The organism is Komagataeibacter rhaeticus, assembly GCF_011611525.1.
Classification (GTDB): Bacteria; Pseudomonadota; Alphaproteobacteria; order Acetobacterales; family Acetobacteraceae; genus Komagataeibacter; species Komagataeibacter rhaeticus.
The window spans coordinates 989,575-1,003,940 of the sequence record NZ_CP050139.1 but is presented as its reverse complement, the minus strand read 5'-3'; the positions used below and the strand labels follow the sequence as shown (position 1 = coordinate 1,003,940).

The 14,366-nt window shown below is 57.9% G+C and carries 13 protein-coding genes and 3 pseudogenes; 8 read left to right on the top strand and 8 right to left on the bottom strand.

From position 1 onward, the window contains the following. Nucleotides 1-6 precede the first annotated feature (6 nt). The 8 genes and pseudogenes from mbnC to GWK63_RS04690 all read left to right on the top strand — a co-directional run bounded on the left by mbnC (nucleotide 7) and on the right by GWK63_RS04690 (nucleotide 6,441). The gene (gene mbnC, locus GWK63_RS04720) at nucleotides 7-561 is read left to right on the top strand and encodes a methanobactin biosynthesis protein MbnC (protein WP_166498133.1); all 555 of its coding nucleotides are present in this window, start codon (nucleotides 7-9) and stop codon (nucleotides 559-561) included. After that, complete coding sequence (locus GWK63_RS04715; RefSeq protein WP_157132976.1) at nucleotides 558-1,463, top strand: MbnP family copper-binding protein; 906 nt, start codon at nucleotides 558-560, stop codon at nucleotides 1,461-1,463. Before mbnC ends, GWK63_RS04715 begins: the two co-directional genes overlap by 4 nt. Before the next feature lie 31 nt (nucleotides 1,464-1,494). Then, nucleotides 1,495-2,640 carry a methanobactin export MATE transporter MbnM gene (locus tag GWK63_RS04710; protein WP_050800618.1) on the top strand — a complete coding sequence of 382 codons (1,146 nt, stop codon included), beginning with the start codon at nucleotides 1,495-1,497 and terminating at the stop codon, nucleotides 2,638-2,640. A gap of 47 nt (nucleotides 2,641-2,687) precedes the next feature. Continuing rightward, nucleotides 2,688-3,977 carry an aminotransferase class III-fold pyridoxal phosphate-dependent enzyme gene (locus GWK63_RS04705; RefSeq protein ID WP_157132979.1) on the top strand — a complete coding sequence of 430 codons (1,290 nt, stop codon included), beginning with the start codon at nucleotides 2,688-2,690 and terminating at the stop codon, nucleotides 3,975-3,977. Between the two features lie 99 nt (nucleotides 3,978-4,076). Beyond that, on the top strand, nucleotides 4,077-4,454 hold the full coding sequence (gene copC / locus GWK63_RS04700; RefSeq protein ID WP_010517558.1) for a copper homeostasis periplasmic binding protein CopC: 378 nt from the start codon (nucleotides 4,077-4,079) through the stop codon (nucleotides 4,452-4,454). After that, nucleotides 4,451-5,341 carry a CopD family protein gene (locus GWK63_RS04695; RefSeq protein WP_034931184.1) on the top strand — a complete coding sequence of 297 codons (891 nt, stop codon included), beginning with the start codon at nucleotides 4,451-4,453 and terminating at the stop codon, nucleotides 5,339-5,341. Before copC ends, GWK63_RS04695 begins: the two co-directional genes overlap by 4 nt. 179 nt (nucleotides 5,342-5,520) lie before the next feature. Beyond that, a pseudogene (locus GWK63_RS17525) lies at nucleotides 5,521-5,664 on the top strand (LysR family transcriptional regulator); the annotation flags it as partial. Between the two features lie 132 nt (nucleotides 5,665-5,796). Then, entirely contained in the window at nucleotides 5,797-6,441 is a 645-nt protein-coding gene (locus GWK63_RS04690) for a LysR family substrate-binding domain-containing protein (protein ID WP_228120804.1), read from the top strand. Nucleotide 6,442: 1 nt separating this feature from the next. On the opposite strand, the gene GWK63_RS04685 is transcribed toward GWK63_RS04690, so the two are convergent. The 8 genes and pseudogenes from GWK63_RS04685 to trbE all read right to left on the bottom strand — a co-directional run bounded on the left by GWK63_RS04685 (nucleotide 6,443) and on the right by trbE (nucleotide 14,366). Continuing rightward, nucleotides 6,443-6,682 (bottom strand): DUF2274 domain-containing protein, encoded by a 240-nt coding sequence (locus GWK63_RS04685; protein WP_007397926.1) that lies wholly within the window; start codon nucleotides 6,680-6,682, stop codon nucleotides 6,443-6,445. After that, nucleotides 6,679-7,878 carry a TrbI/VirB10 family protein gene (locus tag GWK63_RS04680; RefSeq protein ID WP_110581267.1) on the bottom strand — a complete coding sequence of 400 codons (1,200 nt, stop codon included), beginning with the start codon at nucleotides 7,876-7,878 and terminating at the stop codon, nucleotides 6,679-6,681. Before GWK63_RS04680 ends, GWK63_RS04685 begins: the two co-directional genes overlap by 4 nt. Then, nucleotides 7,875-8,105, bottom strand: a pseudogene (locus tag GWK63_RS17400) (TrbG/VirB9 family P-type conjugative transfer protein); the annotation flags it as partial. The gene GWK63_RS04680 and the pseudogene GWK63_RS17400, both read right to left, overlap by 4 nt. A 118-nt stretch (nucleotides 8,106-8,223) precedes the next feature. Next, nucleotides 8,224-8,994, bottom strand: a pseudogene (locus GWK63_RS04670) (TrbG/VirB9 family P-type conjugative transfer protein); the annotation flags it as partial. Beyond that, a complete protein-coding gene (trbF, locus tag GWK63_RS04665) occupies nucleotides 8,991-9,674 on the bottom strand; it encodes a conjugal transfer protein TrbF (protein WP_034933516.1) in 684 nt (227 codons plus the stop codon). The pseudogene GWK63_RS04670 and the gene trbF, both read right to left, overlap by 4 nt. 5 nt (nucleotides 9,675-9,679) lie before the next feature. Continuing rightward, nucleotides 9,680-11,107, bottom strand: coding sequence for a P-type conjugative transfer protein TrbL (trbL, locus tag GWK63_RS04660; protein ID WP_034933517.1), 1,428 nt, complete (start codon nucleotides 11,105-11,107; stop codon nucleotides 9,680-9,682). 5 nt (nucleotides 11,108-11,112) lie between these two features. Next, complete coding sequence (gene trbJ, locus GWK63_RS04655; protein WP_034933520.1) at nucleotides 11,113-11,916, bottom strand: P-type conjugative transfer protein TrbJ; 804 nt, start codon at nucleotides 11,914-11,916, stop codon at nucleotides 11,113-11,115. Then, a complete protein-coding gene (gene trbE, locus GWK63_RS04650) occupies nucleotides 11,913-14,366 on the bottom strand; it encodes a conjugal transfer protein TrbE (protein WP_110581268.1) in 2,454 nt (817 codons plus the stop codon). Before trbE ends, trbJ begins: the two co-directional genes overlap by 4 nt.

Here is a 14,366-nt window from a genome sequence, read left to right as displayed (position 1 = left end):
AAATATTTGCGTGATATCGATGTCATAGACTTTATGTCGCGCCCAGATCAGTTTTCTTTGTTTTCTGACAACAGGCGCGCGTTGGTGCGATTAGATATTGCGTGGCGCGGTTATTGGCATGCTCTTTATGATCCATGTCCATCCCTACTGGATTTTTCTGGTGATCAAGACGGATTCAATATTTTTCGGCCCTTTATGAGGTGGGGTTCTGAGCGAAAAATTTGTTTTGGTTGGCCATTACACCTCTGGGTTATCATTTGGTTGCAAGAAAATGAGATGCTGAATAGTTCTAATTCCGAAATCATTCTATCGGAATTGGCGGGAGCTGCAGCTGCTCGGTGGGCCATATCTGATCGCACAGAAGCACTAGGCATCGCCATTTACCGCGGTATCAAACAAAACTGGACTGTCGGCTGGAAGTGCCGTGCGGTAGATCTGCAACGAGAAATTCAAGAAATTGAAATTGGTGCGGATTTAAGCCCGGAAGATGATATTCCGTCGTATTTCCTTATTTTTGATAACAAAATTTCTGTATTCCCTGGATGGAGCCGCATACTGTGAGCAATTTGACCTATGCGCCGTCAGTGTATAGAATAAATTTTTTTTTGTTATTCATTGGGATGGGTCTATTTATTTTCCCGGCCTTTTCTTCAAACGAAGCCCACGCAGCACCAAAGCTCGGGCGCCTTACTTTCCAGGCGGCATTCGGAAACCAGCCGGTAAGTTGTGCTAGAACCATAAGCCCGGTGGGGACAAGCGACAATACGGTCCGCATCAACGATCTACGCTTCTACATCCACGATGTGGCGCTGCTCACGAAGGACGGCCGTGCGGTGCTGGTCAAGCCAGGGCCGTCCGGCCTCTGGCAGCGTGACGGGATAGCGCTGATCGACCTGATCGATCGCAATATTCCATGCAGCGATACGACTCCGTCGCCGAACTCGGCTATCAGTTTTGTTTGGCCGCAAGGCCATTTCACCGGCCTGCGCTTCACCGTTGGGCTGCCTATGGCCGCCAATCACGGCGATCCTACGATTGCACAGCCACCACTGAACATGACGAGCATGTTCTGGACCTGGCAGTCAGGATATCGTTTTTTCACGCTCGACATCACGATGATTCCGAAGCCTGGCGACAAAGCGCGACCGCACGGCTTCCCTGTCCATATCGGGAGCACCGGCTGTGAGTCCGCCAGCGCGGTCGAGGCGCCGAAGGGCGCGTGCACGGCCCCGAACCTCGTCACGGTCACGCTGCCGGAGTTCGATCCGGCGCATCAGACCGTGAAGCTCGACATAAGTCGACTGCTCGCTCTGAGTAATGTCAGCACCAACCAGATTAATAGTGCGCCAGGTTGCATGTCTGGACCGGACGACAAGGATTGCGCAGGTGTGTTCCGTGAGTTCGGCCTGCCATTCGGATCAGAGACCTCTCCGCCGGCTCAGTCGGTATTTCGGGGTCGATAAGATGCGCACGTTATTTCGCAAAGTTCTCCAGATGGCCCTTCTGGGTGGGGGGGCGCTGCTTCTATCGGCCGCAACCCGGCCCACGACGTGGCATTGGGACATCCCCTCCTGGGCGCCTGCGCCAGTCGTCCCGTCCGACAATCCGATGAGGGCAGAGAAGGTCGCACTGGGGCGGCGGCTGTTTTATGACAAACGGCTATCGGAGAATGGGACGCTCGCCTGCGCGTCGTGCCATCTCCAGAAACTGGGCTTTGCCTCTGGTGTCCCGACGCATGTAGGCGCGCATGGCGAGCCGGGACTACGCACGCCGATGCCACTGGCGAACGTAGCCTATCTGCCGAGCTACACCTGGGCCAATCCACAGCTCACCACTCTGGAAAAGCAGATGCTGATCCCGATGTTCAGCGACCAACCGGTCGAGCTGGGCATGGGCGGCCAGGAAAAGGCGCTGTTTGCCCGGCTCTCGGATGATCCCTGCTATGCGCGCCTGTTCCGTGTCGCCTTCCCCGAGGCGAAGGGCGCGATCACACTCTCCACGGTCACGAAGGCGATTGCATCCTTCGAGCGCACGCTGCTGTCCTTCGACAGTCCCTACGACCACTCGCTGCATGGCGACAAGACGGCGCTGTCCCCGGCCGCGCAACGAGGCGAGGCGCTCTTCTTCGGCGAGAAGCTCGAATGTTCGCATTGCCATAATGGCCTGAATCTGACCGACAATATCCGCGCGGCTAACATGCCCTTTCCAGAAACAGGCTTTCACAATACCGGCTTGTATAACGAGGACGGCAAGGGGGCCTATCCTGCCAGTGATCACGGGCTGCGGACAGTGACAGGCAATGCCGAGGACGAGGGGAAATTCCGCACGGAAAGCCTGCGCAACGTCGCTCTGACGGGTCCCTATATGCATGATGGCTCCATCGCCACGCTGCACGACGTGCTGGCAGCACATTACTCGAAGGGAGGTCGGTCGGCGACAGGGCCACACGGAGAGAACCCGTTGCGCGACCAGTTCATAGAGCCGTTCGATATCAGCGAGGCGGAGATCGCGGACGTGATCGCCTTCCTGAACTCCCTGACGGATCAGAGCTTCCTCACCAACCCGGCGTTCTCAGATCCGGGAAAGACCTGCCCTTTGGCTCTGCCCTCAGCCTCTCCCTCTGGTAAAGGCGCACAATGATGACTTCGCGACTGGTGTACGGCTTATCGCATCTTAGCAACTCCGCCATGTCATCAGGCGTCGATATGGTATCTGGATCTGGTGTCTTCGTCTTCGATTCTTCGGGTAAAGACTATATCGACGCGGTGTCGGCACTGTTTTGCGCTACGCTCGGCTTTCATAATGAACGCCTGATCGAAGCCGCCACACGCCAGATGCGAGAGCTGCCAGTCTATCCCACCGCGCTAAACCGGACGGTCCCTGTCGTCCACGCGCTTGCGGACGCGCTCAGCGCGGCAGCGCCGATACCGGACGCTCACGTTCTTTTCGCCACAACCGGATCGGAAGCTATCGAAACTCTCATTAAAACGACTTGGTATATCAATAAACAACGAAATCCAAAACGGCATAAAATAATCACGCGTCGGGGGAGCTACCATGGATCGACGATATTTGCCACGAGACTTGGCGGGATCGAAAGCATTATCAATTCATTCGATCTGACGGGTGACGATATTCTGTATGCTGCGCAACCCCGCTGGCCACGTGACGCGTTGGCTGGAGAAACAGAAGAAGATTATGCACATCGCCTGGCGCTGGAACTGGCAGAACTGATAGATCACACGGGTGCCGAAAATATCGCGGCCTTCCTCTGCGAGCCAGTCTCGATTGCTGGCGGCATGTACCCAGCGCCGGAAGGATATTTTGAAGCAATCCGCAACGTCTTGTCGATGCGCGATATTCCTCTTTATTTCGATGAAATCGTGACGGGCTTCGGTCGAACCGGAAAGATGTGGGGAAGCCAGACCGTCAACCAGACGCCCGACTGCCTCGTCGCATCGAAGGGGCTTTCAGCGGCCTATCAACCGATTTCGGCGGTCGTCATGAATGATGATTTTCACTCCGCATTGGTGGACTGCTCGATTATGCACCATGGGTTTCATCATGGCGGCACATATCACGCACATCCTGTTGCCGCTGCCGTCGCCCTTGAAACGCTAAAAATCTATGAGGATGAAAGAATAGTAGATCATGTGCGGGATATTTCAGAACATTGGATAAAGATGATTTCGAAACTTGCGGCACACGAACTGGTCCGATCCACACGGACAATCGGATTATTAAGCGCGATTGAAGTCGGATTCCGTAGCTACAGGGAGCTTGATTTCCGAAATGATGAGAAGAGAGACATCAAACGGTCAGTTGTGAAAGCATGTATGGAACACGGCGTCCTGATAAGAATCTCACACGATAGCATAATTTTAGCACCACCTCTCATTATTTCTAAAAAAGACATTGATGAGCTTGAGCAACGCATGACGAAAGCTTTCAATACTATTCTGTTTTCAACAGCATAGCTGCGTCGAAGGTATCCTTTTCGTTGGTCAATAAGAGACTTTTTTCTCTGAAAATATTTGTCTTTCTGCTGTAATTCACACCAAGCAAGGAAAGTAAACATGACTTCTATCCGTAAAATCGTTGCCTCTATGTGTCTCGCAGGGAACTTCGTTCTGCAGATGGCGGACCCTGCCTATGCACATGCCCACCTGAACGCCGAAATACCCGCTGCGGATAGCACGGGAACGGCGCCGCAGAGCCTGACGCTAGGCTTTACTGAAGCAGTAGTTGTCAAGCTCACCGGCGTCGTTGTCACTGGCCCCAAGGGTAATGTTATAGAAACAGGAAACGTTTCCCTGTCGGATGACGGCAAGACTCTGACGATCCCGCTCAAAATTGACCTCGTGCCTGGACGATATTCCGTAACCTGGCACGCCCTTGCCGTCGATGGACACAAGACTCATGGCGTCTACGGGTTCACAGTTACTAACCGATGACACCGGATGCTTTCCTGATCCTATGTCGCGCCGCACGAGACAGCCTGGCGCTCTTTCTTACAGGTAGCCTGCTTTTTGCAGGGTGGCTGGCTCCGCGCAAACTCGGAAACGCACTCTCTGCCCGCCTGGGAAAGTTTTGGGCATGGGGGAGCGTTTTTACGACGGTAATCGTCGTTGCAACACTGCCAGCCGAAGTCTCCGAGGTCGGAGATGGATGGCAGGATGCCTTCTCGCCGACTTTAAGCAAAGCCGTGCTTGTTGACACCACCATTGGACAGGCATGGATCATTCAGGCCGTAGCTGGCGTCTGTCTTCTACTTCTAACTTGGCGTAAATGCGGCGCGGTCCTGTCGGTCATACCCGCATGCGTGCTTCTGACGGCGACAGCCTTGACAGGTCACGTGCGCATGATCGGTGTGGGCGCGATGTTCTTCCAGGCCGTGCATTTGCTTGCAGGTAGTTTCTGGTGCGGGGGCCTCATCCCCGTTGCCATGCTTGTCAGTGATACACGAAAAAAGAAGTGGGATTGCTCCATGCAAGTGGCGTTAGCACGGTACTCGGCTGCGGGGCATATCGCGGTGCTTCTGGTCCTGCTTACCGGCTCTGGACTCGGCCTGAATATCCTGGGGGGATGGCCGAAGCATGTCACTGTCTATTCTACACTACTCATTCTCAAGCTGGGATTAACGAGCGGTATGGTCTGTATCGCCTGCGTCAACCGCTATGTATACGTGAAAAATCTACGCCAGAAAAGAAACATTACGGTTAGCCTTAAATATCTTCAACGCGGAACAATAGCCGAAATTGCACTTTCTATTGCTGTTATTGCAATTGTTGCCGTTGCTGGGAGAATGGACCCGACAATCTTATCTCTGCCTACAAACTAGAGTCATGCGCGCATATCTATAGATGCGAATAAATATATCTAGGTATTAATTGTGGTATATAAGACATATATAAATATTACATTATATTTTTCATGTATACATAAATTATATTATTGTGCGTTACAACACTCACACTACAAACTGTCGAATTTTAATTTGTATGAGAGGAAAGAAATGGAATGGTAAGACACCCTCCTCTTGATCTACGGGAACTGCAATGCGTATGCGCAATTGCTCTTCAAGGAAGCATCCATGGCGCGGCACGCGCTCTAAATTCCAAACAGTCCGCAGTCAGTCGTTCACTTCGGCTACTTGAGGAGCGCGTCGGAATTCAGCTTTTCCGCAGGACATCATCTGGCACAACGCCTACGCCAGTCGGCGAAGCATTCCTCCGACAAGCTGAGGCTCTGTTGCACGACACAAATGCTCTTTATGAATATACTCGGAGATGCGCCTTGGGTGAAAGCGGTATCGTATCAATAGGAATACAAAGTAATGTACCGCCAGGACGGGTGTCGGCCTTCATCGAACCGTATAGAATTCTTTATCCCGGTATTTCGTTTATATATCGTGACGTATCCAAGAGAGATGTAATTTCGGCTCTTTTCGACGGTATCGTTGATTTAGTAATTATAGCCCTTCCGCTGAACGAATCTTGCGCAGCTACCTTACCACTGTGGAGCGATCGAATTGTCGCTGTGACACCGACAAACCATCCTCTTGCTTCGTCTGTCACGACATGTTGGAGCGATTTACGGGAAGAAACTTTTGTCTTCGGTAACGATGATACAGGAGAGGACATGTCTACACTGTTAAAACGCAAAGCAAGCATTGCTGGCTTTCTACCAACAGTGTGTAGGGAAGAAATCATAAGTCTGCGGACGATCGCTCTCGTCATTAACGGACATGGTATTACGCTCATGCCGGCTGGCTGGCTCGCATTTTTTCCAGGTACGATCCTTGAGCAGGTAACTGTGCTAGAAGTGCGCGACGGCGACGGTTTTTCACATCTTGATTACGGCATTGGATGGCGCGATAGAAATTTGTCGACCGTCGCACATAAAATACTTGTTTTCTTGGGAAAGCAGAATCTCGAATAGACTAAGTTTCTCTGCTTACTATCTGCTTAGCTCGCGCACGCTTAAGCTTCGCGAAAGCTCGATCAGATGCAATGAATCCACGGATCATGTGCGGCACGAGACGGGTTGGATCGACGGGCTGACCATTCTGGCTGACCAGTGCTGCGTAAGTCACCAGATCACGATGGAGGTCCGCCGGTAAGTCCACGGGCATGCGGACCGGCTTTTCATCCGGAATTTCAGTGATGCGCAGCGTTGTCATGGTGCTGTTTCCTTTGCGTGGCGAGGTTGCAGGACAAGGTCGCGGTTAAGGATCAAGGTGAAAGGCAGCCCCGGCCGGTCGGTTAGGGTCGGCTGGATGTTGAGGCTGCGATCAACCAGCCGGTTACCAACCATGGAAAACCCATTGCTGGCCCCAGAACGGATGGCCTGCGCCAGATTGTTCTCGCTCTGACTGGTTCCGGCCTCTGATCCGACGCTCAGGAGCGTGGTCACGATGGCAGCCCTGAAAAGCTGGCCCCAGTGGTTGTTCACTTCATCGGACAGGCCGGACTGGCCGATGGCGTCGCCACCGGGCAGTTTTTCCAGCACCAGGCTCTCGCCGTTCGGGTAAATCAGCCGGGTCCAGATGATCTGGGTACGCTGCTGCCCGAAAGAAATGCCGCTGTTATAGGCCCCGAACAGCAGGCTTCCCTGCGGGATCAGCAGGAAACGACCGGTCGGGCTGTCATAGACGTTCTGCGTGACATGGCCAGTAATCTGACCCGGAAGGTCAGAGCTGATTTTCGTGTTCAGCGCCCCCGCGATGACAGTGCCCGCCTGAAGGATATAAGGCGAAGCTGACGGCATGATGCGATCCGGGCTGGTCGTCGCGCGGTCAGGCTGGCCTGCCAGAAAGGCACGGTTGCCTGATTGGGCGTCGGTCGAAGAAGATGGATTTGCCTGGGACGCAGATGCACCCGATGTGGGCGAAGTTGCCTGGTCGGTACCCCGGTCGCGTTCTCCCGTCTGCACGAACAATTTGCTGGCGATTGCGGCCTCGATCTCCTGCGCGGCACGGCGGTCGTCGCCACCCGAGGCTGCCTTTCCCTGCTCCTGTGCGTGGAGGATGGTATGCCCCAGATCACCGGGCAGCGCTGGTCCCAGCTTCGGCACATCCTTGCCGACATAGTCGGACGGCAGTCCCGCCAGCCCGTCGGCAGAGGGACGCACATCCGCGTCCTGCGCGGCAGGCGTGGATGACACCCGATGGCTTGCCTGAAGGGCATAGCCCAGCGCGAAGGCCACCGCGATCATGCCAACCCCGCCCAGCGACCAGACCACGGTGCGGGAAAGCCGCACGACACGCGGTCGTTCCGTCCGCAGACGCAGATCAGGTGGCGGCGGTGATGCTGCGGAATTTCCCCCTGTGGCCGGAGCCGCAGAATTTTCTCCCACTGTGTGAGCCTGCCCGGTCATGACTTCCTGCCGTCAATGCGGACAATGCGCACCCGCTGCTCGGAATGCTTATCGCCCAGCCGCAGTTCAGCGGCGGCGAACAGCCGATCCACGATCATCCAGTTCTGCCGCACCCGGTAATTGACCAGTTCCGGGCCGCCATCCGCCCCCAGCACGAAGAGCGGCGGCAGTTCCCCCTGCCCGATCCCGGATGGAAAAGCGATATAGACCTTGTGACCGTCATCAAAGGTAACCGGCCGTTTGAGGCCGCCTTATGATTGAGGATTGTGACTGGTAACTTACCGAATACACTGCACAGACAGGCCGCATAATCAAGGCGGCCCAGAGCGGCCGGTTACCATCAAAGGCCCGGCCGGGTAACCAGGGCGGCGTGCCGCCTTTCACCGGCTGGATGGCATAGCGGAAATTCAGGGTATCGAGATTCAGCCCCGCGTCCACTGGGGCAGAGTCATCGGCCGCGTCGTCCTGCCGGTGCAGGGCAATCAGATCGTCCTCGGGATAGTTCCACGAGACCGACGCCATGTATGTGGGGGGTGTTGACCTCAATTCCGCCAGATAAGTCCGTCGGTCAGTATTGATGATCAGATTAGTGGTCAGATCCGGCCGGGTCGGCTTCACCAGGATATGGATGCGTTTGGTCGCCCCTTCTCCGCTTTCGGTGTCACCGATGGCCCAGCGCACCGTATCCCCAGCAGCAACTGGGCCGGTGCCCACCAGTTTTTCACCCTGCTGGAGCATGATGTCCGTGATCTCGCCTGGCGAGGTATAGACCTGATAGAGGGCACCCGGAGAATAGGGATAGACCTGCACCGCATTGATGAAACCGGCCCGCGTCGGCTGGATGCGCGCCGCCAGATTAGCCTGGGTCACGCGCGTGGTCGGATCAGTAACCTCGGGGACCGGATGGGCCGTGCGTCGTGACGGCAGTGGCTTGAACTGGCCCGGCAGAGGAAGTGGCTGTGGCACCTCCACCACCTGCACGGGCTTCGGTGGATCGGGAATTCTCGTCGCGCGCGCGGCGTCATCGTACCGGATGACGGGCGGATGGTAACTGCCCGCGCAACCGGCAAGCGAGAGCAGCGCCACAGGAAGGGCTGCGAAAATGAAGCGCGTCATTGACCAAGCTCCTTCGACCAGTTGATGGCGGAGACGTAGATTCCGAGCGGATTTTTCCTGAGATGGTCGGCATCGCGTGGCGTGTGCAGAACGACCGACACGATGGCGGTCCAGCGTTCGGTGCCGGTGAACGCGCCGTCGCGGTAATGGCGCTCGCTCCAGGCGACACGGAAGCTGCCGGGAGACGCCCGGATCACCGAGGCGATGTCCACCTCGACCTGCTCATGCCCGATGCGCGAGAACGGATCATTGAGGCGGGCATAATCGTTAAGCGCCTGAGCGCCCGACGTGGTGGTGAAATCATAGGCGCGTAGCCAGTTCTGCCGCACCACCACAGGGTCCGACGACAGAGCGCGCACGTCATGAACGAACTGCGCCAGATACCAAGCGATCTGCGGATCGGTGGGCATATAGCCCGCTATCGCGGGGGCCACGACCTGCGCCTGCCCCAGCCGATCGACCTGCACGACCCACGGCGTGATGGTACCGCGCGCGGACTGCCAGACCAGCCCTACGCCAAGGCCTGCGGACAGAAGCAGAGAGCCGAACGCCATCAGCCGCCAGTTACGGGCCTGTACACGGGCGGAGCCGATGCGCTCGTCCCAGACTTGCGCGGCTTTCTGATAGGGCGTGACAGGCTCGGGCGTGGTCCCGTAGCGGGTGGTGGAGCGACGGAACATCGTCCTCATTCCTTTTCCGACAGATCGATGGAGGAAGATCCGCCCCCGCCATCGGCGGAGCGGATAACATGGGCGGCCTCAGCAGCATGAGCGGCGGCATTGCGGCGCTTCATCTTCTGAGCCCAGCGGGGCGGTTCGCCGGAACCGCCACCATCTCCACCAGACGGACCCTCACCGGTAGGGCCGCCACCCGTGGGGCCATCCCCTTCTCCGGCAGGACCACCGCCTCCAGAAGGTGCCGGTCCGTTATCCCCGGCTCCGCCTTCGCCTCCCTCCCCCATCCCGCGCGCGGCCCAGCGTCCACCGGCGGCATAGCTTTCCTTGAGGGATGAACCGGCACGCGAAGCCGCCCCTTTGACGGCATTCGCGACATTTCCACCGACGGCCCGGCCCATGCCTCCGATCCCGGCGGCCATGCTGCCCGCGCCGCCAGACGCGCCTGCGGCTCCGGCCGAATAGGCGGAGGTAGCAGCCCCGGCAATCGCGGCCCCTCCCCGCGCGGCGGCAGCCGTGGCGCCGAGGGCTGCGGCACCACCGGAAGCAACAGCCCCGACACCGGCCGCCGCAGCAGCACCCATGGCGCCAACCGCCATGCCGGTACCGACTGCCGCTCCCGCGCCAAGCTGCGGTGCGCCGGAAATCAGCCCATTGGCGATGCTGCCGCCAAAAATGGACAGGCCGACAATTGCAAGGGAGGCCAGCACCACCGAGACGGACTGCCCGATCGTGGGAACGTCGCTGCCGTAGGAGGTTGAGAACTGGGCGAACAGAACCGACGCGATAGCGGAAATGACCGCCAGCACCATGATCTTCACACCCGACGAGACGACATTGCCCAGCACCTTTTCCGCCAGAAAGGCGGTGCGGCTGAACAGGGCGAAGGGGATCAGGATGAAACCCGCCAGCGTGGTCAGCTTGAATTCGATCAGGGCAACAAAAAGCTGCACGGCCAGAATGAAGAACGCCGCGAGCACGATCAGCCACGACAGACAGAGCACAAAGATCTGAATGAAGTTCGTAAAGAAGGCGACAGGACCAAGGAGATTATGGACTGAATCCAGAAGCGGCTGGGCTGCATCGAAACCCGTGGATGCCAGTCGGCCGGGCCGCAGGAAGTCTCCGAGTGCCAGATTGCCGCCACCGGCTCTCAGGCCAAGGGCCGCAAAACTGTCAAAGACGGTCTTCGACAGACTGGAGAAATTGCTGATCAGAAAGGAAAAGAATCCGATATAGAGCGTCTTCTTCACCAGACGCTGGATGATGTCCTCATCAGCAGCCCAGGCCCAGAACAGGCCAGCCAGCGCCATATCCAGCACGGACAGTGTTCCTGCTAGTGAGATCACATTCCCCTTCACCAGACCGAAGCCGCTGTCGATGGTGGTGGTGAAGGTATTCAGGAAAGTGTCGATAACGCCCACATTGCCCATCGCCATGGCGGTCAGTTCCCGCTGCTGCCGAAAATGGACACCGTGCCGGGCACATAGGCGTCATGCTGTGAAAAATGCTGATACTGGGCTTCACTTTCCGCTTCCGTCGCAGCATCGCGCGCCTGTTGCAGGGCTGTGGCGCGGCCATTGGCAGCAAGTTCGGCCTGAATGTCGGATAACTGACGGGACTGTAGCGCCAGAAGCTGGTTTCCTGCCTGCGCCGCCTGCAACGCGCCCGTGGAGGTCTGGCTGGAAGAGACAAGCTGGGTCATGGCCGAACTGTCGCTGGGGATGTTTCCTACCACCCGAGCCTGAAGCTTCAGGGCATCTTCGAACCCGCCCACGGAATTCTGCCACCGTGTCTGTGCCTGGCTGAACAGGGCACTGTCTGACATGCCGGACGAGATTGAGGTGTACGCCTGCTGGTATTGCTGCTCGACCGAGGTCACCGAATAAGCGATGTTCTGTGCCTGCGCGAGCAAGGCTGTTGTCTGGGAAATCGTTGATTGCAGCGTCGACAATGTCGACAGTGGCAGGCTCGCCAGATTACGGCCCTGGTTGACCAGCATCTGCGCCTGATTGGCAAGAGATGTGATCTGGTTGTCGATCTGCTGAAGCGTGCGGGCCGCGATCAGCACGTTCTGGACGTGGTTCGCCCCATCATAGACCGCCCATTGGGCACGGGCCGGTCGTGAAAGGTCGAACGTTGCACCGAATGCCAGCGTAACAGAGGCGACAAGAGCAGTGCGATGGAAATGTTTTTCTCTCACACGCGCAAAAAAATCGGTCCGAAGCTGGCAATGTCTTTCCGTCATGGCACGTCCTCCGCCCCGCGATCGTCGCGCAACAGATCCGCCGCCCATGACACGCCCCGCGCGTCAAACCACGCGAGGAGAAAACCGTCCCGGCCGTGTTCCGCCAGCACTGCATCGATCAGCTTGTGATCGTCCTTCCCTGATGCTGCGCATAAGGCGAGTGCGACAGGCCCGAGCCCCAGTTCGAACAGGCGATTGCCGCGTTGCGTCTGGCAGTAATAGTCCCGCTTCGACGCGGCCCGCGCGATGATGGCGATCTGTCGGTCGTTCAGGCCAAAATCCCGATAGAGCGCCATGATCTGCGGCTCGATCGCCCGCTCGTTAGGCAGGAATATCCGTGTCGGGCAGCTTTCCACCACCGCCGGAGCAATGCGGGAATTGGCAATATCCGACAGGGACTGGGTGGCGAAGATGACGCTGGCGTTCTTTTTGCGCAGGGTTTTCAGCCACTCTCGCAACTGGCCGGAGAAATCCCCGTCATCGAGAACCAGCCAGCCCTCATCGATGACCAGCAGGGTCGGCCGGCCGTCCAGACGGCCTTCGATGCGGTGGAACAGGTACGACAGAACGGAGGAGGCCGCGCCCGAGCCGATCAGACCTTCGGTTTCGAACACCACCACATCGGCATCCCCGATACGCTCGGCATCCGCATCCAGGAGGCGGCCGTAGGGACCACCGAGGCAGTAGGGCGCCAACGCCTGCTTCAGGGCGTTGGACTGGAGAAGCGCGACCAGGCCGGACAGGGTCCGCTCACGGGCAGGCGACGATGCCAGCGAATTCAGAGCCGACCAGAGGTGAGACTTCACCTCCGGGGTCAGCGCCACCCCCTCGCCGACAAGGATCTGACCGAGCCATTCACTGGCCCATTTGCGCTTATCCGGATCATCGATCCGCGCCAGCGGCTGAAGTAATACGCCGCTGCCCTCTTCTCCAGACAGATCGGCATCTGTCAGTCCACCCCCGAGATCGCGCCAATCGCCTCCCATCGCCAGCGTTGCCGCGCGCATCGACCCGCCAAAATCGAAGGCAAAAATCTGCGATCCCGCATAGCGACGGAACTGGAGCGCCATGAGCGCCAGCAGCACGGATTTACCTGCCCCGGTCGGTCCCGCGATTAGCGTATGACCCACATCGCCGACATGCAGGGAAAACCGGAACGGCGTGGCCCCTGCCGTTTTGCCATAAAACAGCGGTGCGGCCTTGAAATGCCCATCCATCTCCGGCCCTGCCCACACGGCGGAAAGCGGAATCATGTGCGCCAGATTCAGGGTCGAGACCGGGGGCTGCCGCACATTGGCGTAGACATGCCCCGGCAGAGATCCCAGCCACGCCTCCACCGCGTTCAGGCTTTCCGCCATGCAGGTGAAGTCACGGCCCTGAATGATCTTTTCCACGAGGCGAAGTTTTTCCGCCGCTATGCTGGCGCTGCCATCCCACACCGTCACCGTGGCCGTGATGTAAGCCTGCCCGACATCATCCGCGCCCAGCGACTGCAACGCCAGATCGGCATCGGCTGCCTTGTTGGCGGCATCGTTATCCACGAGAACTGACGCCTCATTGGTCATCACTTCGCGGACAATGGCTGCGATACTCTTGCGCTTTGCGAACCACTGGCGCCTGATTTTCGTCAGCACCTTGGTGGCGTCGGTCTTGTCCAGCAGGATGGCGCGGGTGGACCAGCGATAGGGCATGGCCAGCCGGTTCAGGTCGTCCAGGATTCCGGGGAAAGTCCGCGACGGGAAACCCGTAATGGTCAGGGTTTTCAGGAAGGCATCGCCCAGCTTTGGCTCCAGACCACCCGAAAGCGGCTGGTCCACCAGCAGGGCATCCAGATGCATCGGAATTTCCGGCACCCGGACCCGCTGGTTCCGGGTGGAGATGGTACTGTGCAGATAAGTCAGCATCTCACCGTCATCCAGCCATGCCGCCTCGGGCATGAAGCCATCCAGCAAGGCCAGCATCCGATCCGTGCGGTCCACGAACGTATGGAGCATGCCATGCGGATCGGGACCATCGCGTTCCCTGCCTTCATAGAGAAAACGCTCGGCGCGACCTGATGATTCCGCCGGTGGCAGCCAGACCAGGGTCAGAAAATACCGACTCTCGAAATGCGCGCCCTCATCCTCGAACTGCTCCCGGCGCTCCAGGTCGACCATCTGGCTGGCTGCGTCGGGAAAGTCACCGTCAGGATAGAGTGTCGCCGGGACGCGCTGCGCTTCCACGAACACCGCCCAGCCTGAGCCAAGGCGACGGAGCGCATTGTTCAATCTTCCGGTCACACCGACCAGTTCCGCTGGTGTTGCGCTATCGAGATCGGGACCACGTATTTTTGCGGTGCGCTGAAAACTGCCGTCCTTGTTCAGGACGACGCCCTTTTCGACCAGCGCGGCCCAGGGCAGGAAATCAGACAGCAGGGAGTTTCGGTTGCGATATTCGCCAAGGGACATCAT

Coding starts and splice junctions, on each gene's coding strand:
- trbE (WP_110581268.1), bottom strand. CDS start 14,366: ATGATGTCCCTTGGCGAATATCGCAACCGAAACTCCCTGCTGTCTGAT.
- trbJ (WP_034933520.1), bottom strand. CDS start 11,916: ATGACGGAAAGACATTGCCAGCTTCGGACCGATTTTTTTGCGCGTGTG.
- GWK63_RS04685 (WP_007397926.1), bottom strand. CDS start 6,682: ATGACAACGCTGCGCATCACTGAAATTCCGGATGAAAAGCCGGTCCGC.
- GWK63_RS04680 (WP_110581267.1), bottom strand. CDS start 7,878: ATGACCGGGCAGGCTCACACAGTGGGAGAAAATTCTGCGGCTCCGGCC.
- trbF (WP_034933516.1), bottom strand. CDS start 9,674: ATGTTCCGTCGCTCCACCACCCGCTACGGGACCACGCCCGAGCCTGTC.
- GWK63_RS04705 (WP_157132979.1), top strand. CDS start 2,688: ATGTCATCAGGCGTCGATATGGTATCTGGATCTGGTGTCTTCGTCTTC.
- copC (WP_010517558.1), top strand. CDS start 4,077: ATGACTTCTATCCGTAAAATCGTTGCCTCTATGTGTCTCGCAGGGAAC.
- trbL (WP_034933517.1), bottom strand. CDS start 11,107: ATGGCGATGGGCAATGTGGGCGTTATCGACACTTTCCTGAATACCTTC.
- GWK63_RS04695 (WP_034931184.1), top strand. CDS start 4,451: ATGACACCGGATGCTTTCCTGATCCTATGTCGCGCCGCACGAGACAGC.
- GWK63_RS04710 (WP_050800618.1), top strand. CDS start 1,495: ATGGCCCTTCTGGGTGGGGGGGCGCTGCTTCTATCGGCCGCAACCCGG.